The sequence below is a fragment of the Bradyrhizobium sp. SRS-191 genome, assembly GCF_024586915.1.
In the GTDB taxonomy this organism is placed as follows: domain Bacteria; phylum Pseudomonadota; class Alphaproteobacteria; order Rhizobiales; family Xanthobacteraceae; genus Bradyrhizobium.
Genome location: NZ_JANBVS010000012.1, coordinates 1 through 11,870 on the forward strand (window position 1 = coordinate 1; position 11,870 = coordinate 11,870).

Consider the following 11,870-nt stretch of genomic DNA (forward strand, 5'->3'; position numbering starts at 1 on the left):
TCGGGCTGTCTTGCCCCCATCGCCCGCGCGCGCCGTCAAGCAGCTGACCGCGGACTTGACCTCAGCGTCGAGAGGCCAGGACCACACGACTTCTCCGTCCGTCACGTCTGCGCTCGTCGGGCGCAGCCGTCACGTCCATCGCAGCCCACCTCACGTTCGTGACGACGCGTACGTCCCTCTGCTCGAGGCGGGATGACGAGAGAAAACCATATTTTCTGTAAAAACGAAAGAACAATATTTTTCGCATCCGGACTGGACAGGGGTCATCAGCTTGGAAGGCCAGTGGAATTGCGCTTCTCCGCGCAAGCCTCACGGAAGGATCTCCGGATGGAGCCGGCACGCGGAGCCGTGAAATTGGAGTTCCTACGCAAACCCCGCCGCTGAGCGGATCGCACTATCGAATGAAAGGCCCAGCTTCGCATCCGCACCTCGTTGGAAACATGACATAGGATCGCAGGCCTCTCGAAAACCGTCCAAAATGTATCTATAAAACGGCGATGAAGAAGGCGCAGGAACGGGGCTGCCCATGACGAAGTCGTTGAAGATCGCGATCGCCGAGGGATTGCCGCCCCAAACCCTGTTCCGGCTGCGCTCGATCAAACGCGCGCTGATGGGACAGCCGCCGCCTGAAGCGCCGCAATCGGCTCCGACGCCCGATCCCGACGCTCAATCCGCCTCCTCGGCCGGCGAGGTTCAGTCGGCCCCGCAGGAAGTGCGGACAAGACAGACGGAAGCCCTGGAGCGCCTCGACGCTCACAAGATCAGCGCGCCCTATCTGTTCTTCGATGTCGACGACGTCCTGATCCTGCCGGCCAAGGAGATCGCGCGCACGCTGACCTTGAGTGTGATGTACATCAACAGCGCCGACGTGAAAGGCGACATCGCCGAATTCGGCACCATGGGAGGATTCACCGCGCGCACGCTGGCCAATGCGATGGTGTTCGATCCGCGCTACCAGCCCAACCAGCCGCTGCGCAAGTTGCGCCTGTTCGACAGCTTCGAGGGCCTGCCGGAGATCACGGCACAGGTCGATCTGGAGTCGCAGCACGTAAAATCGGGCACCTGGTCGAGAGGCGGCTGCCGGGTTCTCAGCGCCGCCGAGTTACGGACCATGGTGGAAGCGATCATTCCGCCGAGCCGGGTGCAGATCTATGAGGGCTGGTTTGCCGATACGGTCAAACAGCTTCCCGACGAGACCCGCTTCGCGCTGATCCACTTCGATGGTGACCTCTACTCGTCCACCATGGATGCGCTGGCTCCCTGTTTCGAACGCGGCTTCATCTCGAAAGGCGCCGTGCTCTGCTTCGACGACTGGAACTGCAACGAAGCCGATCCCGAAGCCGGCGAGCGCAAGGCCTGGGCGGACCTCGTCAGCCGCTTCGACATCGTCGCCAGTCACTCCGGCGACTATTCCATTCAAAGCACGAAGTTCATCATTCATTCCTATCGCGGGATGAAGCCGCGATCCTGATGGGACGCATGCCGCCTCTCAGGAGTAGGGTTTCATCATCAGTCCCTGCCCGGTCGGCAGCGCAAGGATCGCAACGCCACGCTCGGCCGCGAAAGCATCGAACGCTTCTTTCTGGGCCTCGTAGCGCACGAAGCCATAGTCGTCGAGCAGGATGGGAGCGCCGGGCGACAGCTTGTCCCAGAAATAGTTCGCGGCCGCGATCTCGGGGGCGGCATTGTTCATATCGATCGAGAGATAGGCAACCTTGCCGATATCAACGCTGGTCAGCGTCTCCGGGACGCTCCCGCGGGTGATCACGACGTCCTTGAACTCCGAGAAATTCCTGACGACGTGATCGTAAATGTCCTCGCCGTAGCCGATCCGGAAATGAGGAATGTTGATCAGTTCCTCGTCCGCCAATTGCGTTTCGTCGACGCCTCGGAACGTATCGAAGAGGAAGAACTTCTTACCGACGCGATTCCAGTCGTAATAGGAGGCAATCGCCGTGCTCAGCAGACCTTTCCAGACGCCGCATTCGACGAAATCACCTTCGAGCCTGAGGGCGAGGCTTGCACACCACAGCGCCACGTGAACACGCCAATAATAACGATGGTCGATGACAGTTGCCTGGACAGCGCGCTTGTAGGCCGCGACGAAGCGCGGCTCGCGCATGAAGTCGTGATTGTGGATGACATACGGATCGTTGCGCAGCCCGTCGAAATCGTAGATCGGAACGTAGATGCCATCGCCCGCCGGCTGCGCCTGCGCCGACTGCGACGATGATTGCTGCGCGGCCGCTCCCCCGCCGGCCGACAGCAATTCGACCTTCCGGCGGAGCCGCACGAGCTCGTCGCCTTGAGCCCGAAGCGCGGCGGACTCGCGTTGCAGCGTCGTGAGATAGGCCCGGCTGACAGTCTCCGTCGGCTCGCCCTGTTGTGGAACCATGCGGAATTTGTTGGCCTCGATGCTGCTCTGAAAAGCAGCTTCCACATGTTGCGCAACGGCGTCGACCATCGCAGGCTTAGGCGTCGCAACCGGCTCGATGCCCCGAGGATCTGGCTCTGCGCATGGCGCGACCTGGCCGGACGTTAGCCGATCGAGGGTTTCCTTGCGAACCAGCTGCAAGCCCACCGAACGTAACATCTGATTGGTAGCGTGCTTCCCGGCCGAGATCAGTCCCATCTGCCATCCCCAAGCGATCATGCCGCATATCTTGTTTGTGGCAGGTATCTGAAGTCTTGTCCAACGCTCAGATTGCGTGAATTCCTGGCACCCGCGCAGCGCGAATTGGGCAAACGCTTGCCCGGCCTGGAATGATGCGGTGGCGCCGCGGAATTGCTTGGTTCGCCGGCAGACCCTCCCCCTTGCACAGCCCTCCCGGGAACGATAAGCGGGTTGACCGGGCCAAACGGCCGAGGCCATTTGTTGAAGGGTCGCATGGCGACTGGGTTGCACCACGTCGGAGATTTTTCAAATGCTCTCCCCTCTGAAGAATGGGCTTGCGAATACACTGTCCCCGGAAGCGCTCTACTGGCTCCGGTCGGTCAAGCGCGCAATCATGTCCGAGCCCCCATTGCCCTGGCCGTACGGTCTGAACGAGGTGCTCAAAGCAGACGTGACGCCCGCGGCAGATGTGACGCCGGCGATTGCGATCGCAGCGCCCGCTTTCCATGGCAGCGACGATGGTCGGCCGATCCAGGATATCGCGCTCGAGAGATACAAGGCGAAGCAGCTTCCCTCGCCCGCATCCTATTACGGCTATGAGGATGTGCTGATCCTGCCCGCCAAGGAAATCGCCAAGGCGCTCACGCTCGCGGTTCAATACATCAACAGCTCTCACGTGAACGGGGACGTTGCCGAGTTCGGCACCATGGGCGGCTTCAGCGCAGCGACCCTGGCGATGTCGATGGTATTCGACCTGCAGCGGCAGCCGCTCGGCAAGACCGCCTCAGGCGAAAATCCGTTCCGCATCTTGCGGCTGTTCGACAGTTTCGAGGGCTTGCCCGAGATCACCTCACCAGTCGATCAGGTTGCACCGCATGTCGTGTCCGGCGCATGGGCCAAGGGCGGCTGCAAGGTGCTGGCGGCGCCCGAGCTCCGCGAGCGCATTGGCAAGATCCTGCCGCCGCACCGGTTTGAACTCTATGAGGGATGGTTTGCGGACACCGTCAAGACGCTGCCGGCAGAGACGCGCTTTGCGCTGATCCATTTCGACGGCGATCTCTACCAGTCGACCATGGACGCGCTGGTGCCGTTGTTCGAGCGCGGCATGGTCTCGACCGGCGCGATCCTCTGCTTCGACGACTGGAATGCCAACCGAGCGATTCCGACCACGGGCGAACGGCAGGCATGGAAGGAGCTGATCGACATGTTCGCGATCGAGGCCTCCAGCGGTGGCGACTACTCAGTCGGTGGCACCCGCTTCATCATCCACTCCTATCGCGGCATACCGGCAGACCCGGAATAGTCATCGCGAAGGTTGGGGCGTGGGGGCGAACAGCTCGTCCAGGACATGCCGCGCCAGATAGACGGACCCGGGGACCGTGAGGTGTCCCGGATCGAATGCCGTCAACTGCGAGCCGCCGGGGCCGATTCGGCTGAGACAGCCCTCATCGTTGCAGAAGACATCACGGACCGAGATGTAGTCGACGCCGAGCTGGCGGGTGAGCGTGCGAAACAGGGCGTCCCGCCCGCGCGTCCATTCGTCGGTTGAGCGGAAGAAGGTCCGCTCCGGCAAGACCTTGCCGGTCTGCCTGTAGTACTCCAGCACGTTCTGAGACAGGCCGGCGCCCTGCCAGCTCGGCGGCGGCCCGACCACGACGATCCGGCCGATGCCGCTCGCCCGGAGCTGTTCGACCGTGCGCGGCAGATCCTCCCGCAGTACGGGCTCGGCATGGCCCCAGGTCGCGTCCAGAATGACCACGTCGGGGCGAAGACGGCCTATCCTCAGCACCACGTCGTCGTTGATGCTCTTGCAGAACGGACGGGCCTCGAGCGTATAGCCGATCAAAGGCGGGCATGCTGATGCCGTGTACTGAGCGACGTCATAGCCGCGCTCCGCCGAGAAACGAAGCAGGCCAGGATAGAGAGCCGCGCCGTAAGAATCGCCCCAGATCAGCAGCAGCGGCCGGCGCCCCTGACCGGCGCAATCGGCACCGAACTCGGATGCCGGCTGCAGAACCAGCAGGCAGCGTCCGCGGCGCCAATGCTCGTTCGTCTCGGAGCCCGACAGCATGAAAGCTCTGATTTCCGCAGGATAACGGATCGGCAGGCCGCGCGTGCCGGTCGCGATGATGCCGACCGCGCCGGTGGCGACCATGGCGGCGAGCAACGGTCCAACCCGCCATGAGATCGGCGCGGGGCCGAACCTGATGGGCCGCTCGATGCAGCGATAGCTAAGCCACGCCAGCACGGCGCTCAGCCCGAGCACCGACAGGAGAGCCCATGAAGGGGCGGCTCCGCCGAAATGAAGTTTCACATAGGCAATGAGCGGATAGTGCCAGAGATAGAGCGGGTAGCTGATGAGGCCGATGAAGACCAATGGCGGCCTGTCCAGGCCGCGATGAACCCATGTCCGGCAGGTTAAGATCAGCGCCATGGCCGCCAGCACCGGAACGACGGTGCGAACGCCCGGCCACGGCGATGCTCCGCTGAAGCCGAAGAAGGCAAGGAGGATGCCGAACATGCCGAGAGCAGCGAGCAGGTTTCCGACTGCGGGGTTGGCATCAAGAACATGACGCCGGGGCGGCCAGACCGCCAAGAGCGATCCGGCCAGCAGCTCCCAACACCTCGTGGTCGGGGAGTAGAACGCCCAGGCCGCCTTCTCCGCCGGCGTCGCTAGGCAGACCACGAGCGAGCCGAGTCCCAACGCCGCGACGATGGCTGCCTTGTGCGACGGCTGTCGGGCAATCAGCACGAAGGCCACCGGCCAGACGATGTAATATTGCTCCTCGATCCCGAGCGACCACAAATGCAGCAGCGGAAGACGCTCAGCGCCGGGATCGAAATAACCGACGATCTGCTCGTGCAGCATGAAGTTCTCGACGAACGCTGCGGCCCCCATGATGTTGGAGCCGAGCGCTTCCATCTCCGCAACCGGCAACACGAACCAGGCGATCAGGAAGGTCGCCAGAACGACGGTGATCAGTGACGGAAATATTCGCAGGATGCGGCGGGCATAGAACGTCGCGAAACTGAAGCTCTTCTCCGCACACTGCCGGTCGATGATGCCCGTGATCAGATAACCCGAGATCACGAAGAACACGTCGACACCCGCAAAGCCGCCGGGAAGCAGTCGCGGGAAGGCATGGTAGACGACGACGGCGATCACGGCGACTGCACGCAATCCATCGATATCGGCCCGATAGGCCAAGGCGTGCGACGGGCTGGTCAGCCGCGCCTGGCCGACTGTTGCGGGCCGAAGGTCAACGCTGCCGGCGATCGTCATTCGCCGCGCATCCGCTGAAAGGCCCGCGTCTTTTCCACGGCGGCGACGAGGTCACGGCTGAAATCGGCCGCTCCCCTGCCGTCGAGGTGGCCGCCGCCGTCCCAGCTGGAATAATCGGTGCGCGCCGGCAGTGCCGTTTCCACGCCGACCGCCTGGGCGATTTCCCGGACCTGGGTCAGGCAGCCGTGATAGTTCGGCACCAGAGTGAGCACCACGGGCGCTCCGAGCGACTGCACGAAGTCGCGCGCGTTGGCAACGATGTCCGGCGTGGTGTGGCAGTCGGGATCACGCGTCATCTTCACGCTCGGATTGCCGTCGGCGAGAAAGCGCGGAAAGCCGCGCATGTCCGCCGCGCCCGTCCGGTCGTCGCGATCGAACGACGGAATGGCACCTGCCCGGGGCGCGGCAAAGACACGGCGGACGTTGCGCGTCGCGTCCTCGAACCGCCAGCGTAGATTGCGCCGGATCACCTCGTAACGGGCGCCGAGGCGGCTGAGCTTCGTGCTCGGGATCGGACGAGCATCGGCGCCGAAGGAACGGCTGAGATTGCGGTGGAAGAAATTGCCGCCGCCACCCCCGTCATCCGCGTTCACGATCCACAGGCGCGGATGGAGATGATGCTTGTGGATGACCTGCCGCGCGAACTCGCCGCTGGCGACTCCCAGAAAGGCCATGTTGTAGAATTTAAGCCCGTGGGGCTGTTCGAGACGTTCGCGAATGACGTTTTCGTCGATTGCAAACGACACCAGCGATGAGCCGAGGATGACGATGTCCGCCTGCCTCGCATGGTCGACCGAGTCGCCGATGCGATGGAAGAAGAGATCCTGGTCCTGGATCTCGCTGACACGATCGCCGCCGAAATTGCGATACCAGGCGCGGTCGTCCGGCCTGCTGATCGCGCTGAAATGGTCGCCGCCCTGGGCGACCAGCCAGGCACCGAGGCCACCCAGCATCACAGCCGTCAATCCGAGCAGGCTGACGAGATAGCGGCGTCCTGCGGCGCCGAGGCCGGCGGTCGCGGCGTCGCTGTGGGTCTCCGTCCGAACCCGACGATCCATGGCAGCCGGGCGCTCGGACGGGACGCTCATTTGTCGAAGCCCGGCAACGCCTCCAGGGCCTGCCTGGCAATGAAGATCGAGCCGGGATAGGTCAGATGGCCGTTGTCATAGGCGGTCAGGTCGGCCCCATCCGGTCCGATGCGCGCAAGGCATCCATCATCGTTGCACATCATCCCGCGCGCCGAGATGTATTGTATGCCGACACGCTGCGCCTGGGCCGCGAGAAATTCATCCAGCGAGCGCGTCCAATTGTCGTTGGAGCGGAATTTGGTCCGTGCCGGCAGCACCGTGTGCGTTCGGAAGTAATGGTCGAGAATGTTCGCGGGCAGGCTCTCGCCGAGCCAGGTCGCCGGCGGCCCGAGCAAAGCGATCTTCGGGACATTGAGCTCCTTCAACGCCGCGACGGTTCTGTCGAGCCCGTTGCGAAGGTCGTCCGGACCATAGCTCCAGGTCGAATAGAACAGCACGAGATCAGGCTTGAGCTCCGCCACCTTCTGCATGACGAAATCGTTGGCGCCCTTGCAGAAGCGCCGCTCCGGATGAACGAACCCGATCAATGGCGGACAGGCCGACGCAGTGAACTCCGCCACATCGAAGCCGCGCTCCGCGCCGAAATGAGCCAACCCCGGATAGAGCGATGCCGCATAGGAATCACCCCAGACCAGGATCAGCGGATGACGGCCGGTTCCGGCACATTCCGGCGAGAACTCCGCCGCGCTCTGATCCGGCTTCAAGAGGCACTTGTCCGACCGCCAGAAGCGCGCGGTTTCGCTGCCGTCGAGCATGAAGCCGCGAAGCTCGGCAGGAATCCGCGATGGCAGGCCGTTGGTGCGGTCGGCCGCCACGCCGATCACGCCCAGCGCCACCATACCCGTGAGCAGGCCGCCCACCTTGAGCGGCACCAGCCGGCGGCCGAAGCGGATCGGCCGCTCGATGAAGCGGTAGGTCGCCCAGGCGAGGACCAGGCTCCCTGCGATGATCGCAATCATGACCCACGCCGGCACCGCATCGAGGAACTGGATGCGCGCATAGGCCATCAGCGGGTAGTGCCACAGATACAGCGGATAGCTGATCAGGCCGACGAAGACGGCCGGCTTCGCGGACAGGATGAAGCGATGCATCAGCGTGCCGCTGGTCGCGATCAGGGCCGCCGCGCCGAGCACGGGCAGCAGCGTCGCGCCCCCCGGATGCGGCGTGGGGCGGCCGTAGCGCCAGAACGCCAGCGCGATCGCGAGCATCGCAGCCAGCGCGACGAGCTCGCGGACCAGCGGCGCAGCGACCAGCGGCAGCGGACGGTCATCGGCCCCGCGCCCATTGACCCAGAGCGCCAGGCCCGAGCCGACCAGCAGCTCCCACGCCCGCGTCACCGGCAAATAGAACGCGTGGTCGGGCGCGCGGGGCTGCACGATGAGGCACGCCACGAACGAGGCCGTCGCCAGGACCAGCGTGATGGCGAGGCTCCGGCGCCGCCATGAGCCGATCAGCATCAGGAGCAGCGGCCAGACGATGTAGTACTGCTCCTCGATCGCCAGCGACCACAGATGCAGCAGCGGCTTCTTGTCGGCCGCGAGGTCGAAATAGCCGACCTGCCCGAGCAGGATGAAGTTCTGGATGAAGACCGCGCCGCCCGCGATGTTGGTGCCGAGCGACTTCAGCTCGCGCGGTGGCAGCACGAACCATCCGATCAGGAACGTAACCAGCACCACCGTGATCAGCGCCGGAAAGATGCGGCGAATCCGGCGCGCGTAAAAGTCGGCGATGCTGAACGTGCCCAGCAGCATCTGCTTGTGGATGATCCCGGTGATCAGATAGCCGGAGATGACGAAGAAGATGTCGACGCCAAAGAAGCCGCCCGGGACTGCCGCGGGAAAGGCATGGTAGACGAGAACCGGCAACACGGCCACGGCGCGCAGGCCGTCGATGTCCTGGCGATAGCCGAGCGGCGTGGCGCGGGTTTCCTGCTGCGAAAGATTGGGCTGAGCGAAGTTCATCGGACCGTTCGTTTCAGGAGCGTGCGAGCAGCGACGGCGTACATTTGTCCAAGACGTCGCGCGACGGTCGCGAATGGGCGAAGCCGCCGGAGATATTCACACATTTTTCCCAGGCGTCGCCGACCGGCGGCATGGCAGGCGCTCCGGACGGCAGATCCAAGATCTCCCGCGTGGTCTCGAGGATCTCGCCGGCGCGGCTCTCGCTCACCCTAAGTCCTGCAGCCTTCACCGTCTCGTAGGCCGGAAACGTCCAGCGCCAAGTCTCGGAGCTCACGTCGCTCAGCAAGAGCATGCGTCCCTCGCGCATATGCACGAACTCGTGCGCAAAGCGCGTCTCCTTCGACCAATCACGGTCGAAATCATGTCGAGCGGCAATCCGCACCTCCGGCGCAAACTCGGAACCAGCTAGCAACAATTACTGTGAAAGGCCCGACCCGATCAACCCGAATCGCGGGCGGCGCCAGACGCGTTGCAGCAGCGCTGGACCGCTGCCGAAAGCCAACGTCAGGACGGCACGGTCGGAGCGCGGCCTCCTCGACCGCGGCGCGCGTCGTCCTCTCGGAACCTGTCCGCCCACATCCCTTGCCAGCGGCGCGCTGGGGACTGGCACGACACGCACGCGCGCTCTATGCTTATGCAACTTTGCGCGATCATGCTTGGTCTGGAACGCTGGCAGGCCTGTTTCAACACCGGTCCGTTTGGACGACGCGGTGCCTTCCTTATTATTATAATGGGGCTTAGGAAATGTTCGTCGACACCGTTCACCCCAATCCAGCCGGGCCTCCCGCGCCACGTCAACGCGGAGTCGTGCAGGCGTTGAAATCGAGCTTGTCGGAGCGCACCGCACGGGCGATCGGCTGGTTTCTGAATGCAGCCGGTCAGGAGCGGGCGGAATCCGTAAAGGATTTGATCTTCGCCCTGTTGACGTTCAAGCAGGCCTTCATGCTGGCGCTGATCTTCCATCGCCAGACCCGTCGCAACGAGTTTGACCGGCAGTTTCGATATTTCTGCGGCCCCGACATCGAGAAGGAGATGCAGTGGGTGCTCGCGAGGGGCCACTCGGATCAGTACTGTAACGAGCTGATCCTCTTCCTCCTGATGTGCGAAAAGGAGAAACGTGTTCTGGAGCTGTTTCCCAGGATCGACTGGGAGCGCGCCGACGACGAGTTCATGGAGGCGATCAGCAAGCTGACGAAGAAGCTGATGTCCGGCTACTTCATGGAACTGCTGGCGCAGGCTCATACGATCAAATGGAACGCACTTCGCCCGCAGGATCTGCGCCGGTTCGCGGAGATGATCAAGCTCATGCTGGAGCACCGGAACTTCCGGTTCGAGCAGACCTCCTTCGAAGGACGGCAATACGACGCGCGACGTGACGGCGATCCCGTGCCGTTCGAAGCCCCGCTCGACCGCTACGTCTACGGCTTCTTTTGCGACAAGGAGCTGATCGAGACCATCGCCACGCAGCTCGGACTTGCCCCACACGATGACGTTCTCGCCGCCCGCGAAGACCGCGGCCAGTATTGGGAACGCTTTCCCGCAGAGCACCCGCAGCGCAAGGTGCTGTCGGAGATCAACCTGTTCTACGCCTATCGCCACCTTCTGCTGTCGACCTATCACAGCGGCGAAGGCTTCCACGTCCCGGAGGTCTACGTCAAGCTAACCGAGACGCAGAAGCGGCTGCGCCGTCATCTTCCCGCTCCCAGCCGGGAGCTCAAGGCTCTTCTCAAGAAGCTCGACACCGACCTGTCGGACGTCAGGCTGCTGTCTCCGGACTGGAGCGCGCTGATCGGTCACAATGGTCATCTCAACGTTCACCTGATGATGCGGGAGATGGGGTGGTGGCAGGGCCAGCCGCTGCTGCTGGCCTACAAGGACCGGATCGCCAACAAGCCGTTCCTGTCGCTGTTCTCGGACATCTGTCCGACGCTCACTCTCGGCGAGAATGTCAGCGCCGGCGTCTGGCATGAGCTCGCCAGCCTCACGCCGTTCATCGGCGATTCCCACCAGGCCTTCCGCTTCGAGGACGGCCGCGCGGTGTACTGGAACGATGCGGGCTCGCTCGCGCTCAAGCAATGGGAAAGCCGGCAACGAACCTTTCCGTTGCGCGACATCTACGACCGGCGCCTGCTTGCCGACGACCGCGTCGAGCTGACCTATCAGGATTACCGGCGCCGATGGGGCATGGCAGACGGCGACTGGTTCGTCTGTCTGCACGTGCGCGACGCCCAGACGCGCAACGACACCGAGGGCGTCGGAGAATCCATCCGCAACGCCTCGCTTGCCAGCTACCTCGATGCGGTTCGCCACATCACTGCCTGCGGCGGATGGGTCATCCGGATGGGCGGCCGCAAGGTCCCGCCGTTCCCGCAGATGGAACGTGTGGTGGATTATGCCCGCAGCGATGATGCGTTTCCTGAAATGGACATTCACCTGATGCGACGCGCGCGCATGTTCATCGGGACCACCTCCGGCTTCGCCTATGTGGCCAGCAGTTTCGGCATTCCGACGGCCATGGTGAATGCGCTGAGCTCGATCGGCCTGTTGTGGTCGACCGACACCCGCTTCGCGCTCAAGCCCGTCTACAGGGCGGACGGCCGGATGCTGTCGCTCAGCGAATGGACATCGGAAGAGTATCGCTGGGCTTATCCCACCCATGAATCCATGGCAAATGCCCGGCTCACGGTGAGCGAGAGCAGCTCGGATGAGATCCTCGAAACCGTGCGCGAGGTGCTCGACATCTCCGATCCGCTGCGCAGGGCCCCCCCGCCGGGCGTCGACGGCGGATGGGAGCGCCACGTCCAGGTGCCCGGTTTCTTCGGCAGTTCGCGCCCCAGCAAATACTTCCTGGAGAAGTACACTCAGGATCTGCTGAGGGACCCCTGAGACCAGCGCACCGCATTGATCGATGGCGTGCGACGGCG

8 protein-coding genes are annotated in these 11,870 nt (G+C 63.6%); 3 read left to right on the top strand and 5 right to left on the bottom strand.

Annotated elements, in window-relative coordinates; genetic code table 11:
- Window positions 1-526: 526 nt before the first annotated feature.
- Complete coding sequence (locus tag NLR35_RS21100; protein ID WP_257168455.1) at window positions 527-1,471, top strand: TylF/MycF family methyltransferase; 945 nt, start codon at window positions 527-529, stop codon at window positions 1,469-1,471.
- 18 nt (window positions 1,472-1,489) lie between these two features.
- Here NLR35_RS21100 and NLR35_RS21105 read toward each other — a convergent pair whose 3' ends face one another.
- The gene (locus NLR35_RS21105; RefSeq protein ID WP_257168456.1) at window positions 1,490-2,632 is read right to left on the bottom strand and encodes a TylF/MycF family methyltransferase; all 1,143 of its coding nucleotides are present in this window, start codon (window positions 2,630-2,632) and stop codon (window positions 1,490-1,492) included.
- A 292-nt stretch (window positions 2,633-2,924) separates the two neighbouring features.
- Here NLR35_RS21105 and NLR35_RS21110 point away from each other — a divergent pair, with 292 nt between their 5' ends.
- Window positions 2,925-3,917, top strand: a complete 993-nt coding sequence (locus NLR35_RS21110; protein ID WP_257168457.1) for a TylF/MycF family methyltransferase — start codon at window positions 2,925-2,927, stop codon at window positions 3,915-3,917.
- On the opposite strand, the gene NLR35_RS21115 is transcribed toward NLR35_RS21110, so the two are convergent.
- From NLR35_RS21115 to NLR35_RS21130, 4 genes are read right to left on the bottom strand one after another with little or no spacing between them, the layout of a single operon-like run.
- Window positions 3,918-5,897, bottom strand: coding sequence for an acyltransferase family protein (locus NLR35_RS21115; protein ID WP_257168458.1), 1,980 nt, complete (start codon window positions 5,895-5,897; stop codon window positions 3,918-3,920).
- Window positions 5,894-6,955, bottom strand: coding sequence for a hypothetical protein (locus NLR35_RS21120; RefSeq protein WP_257168459.1), 1,062 nt, complete (start codon window positions 6,953-6,955; stop codon window positions 5,894-5,896). Before NLR35_RS21120 ends, NLR35_RS21115 begins: the two co-directional genes overlap by 4 nt.
- Before the next feature lie 26 nt (window positions 6,956-6,981).
- Window positions 6,982-8,946 (bottom strand): acyltransferase family protein, encoded by a 1,965-nt coding sequence (locus tag NLR35_RS21125; RefSeq protein ID WP_257168460.1) that lies wholly within the window; start codon window positions 8,944-8,946, stop codon window positions 6,982-6,984.
- 13 nt (window positions 8,947-8,959) lie between these two features.
- Window positions 8,960-9,238 carry a hypothetical protein gene (locus tag NLR35_RS21130; RefSeq protein ID WP_257168461.1) on the bottom strand — a complete coding sequence of 93 codons (279 nt, stop codon included), beginning with the start codon at window positions 9,236-9,238 and terminating at the stop codon, window positions 8,960-8,962.
- 536 nt (window positions 9,239-9,774) lie between these two features.
- Here NLR35_RS21130 and NLR35_RS21135 point away from each other — a divergent pair.
- Window positions 9,775-11,832: a TIGR04372 family glycosyltransferase gene (locus NLR35_RS21135; RefSeq protein ID WP_257168462.1), complete on the top strand. Its 2,058-nt coding sequence runs from the start codon at window positions 9,775-9,777 to the stop codon at window positions 11,830-11,832.
- Window positions 11,833-11,870: the final 38 nt, after the last annotated feature.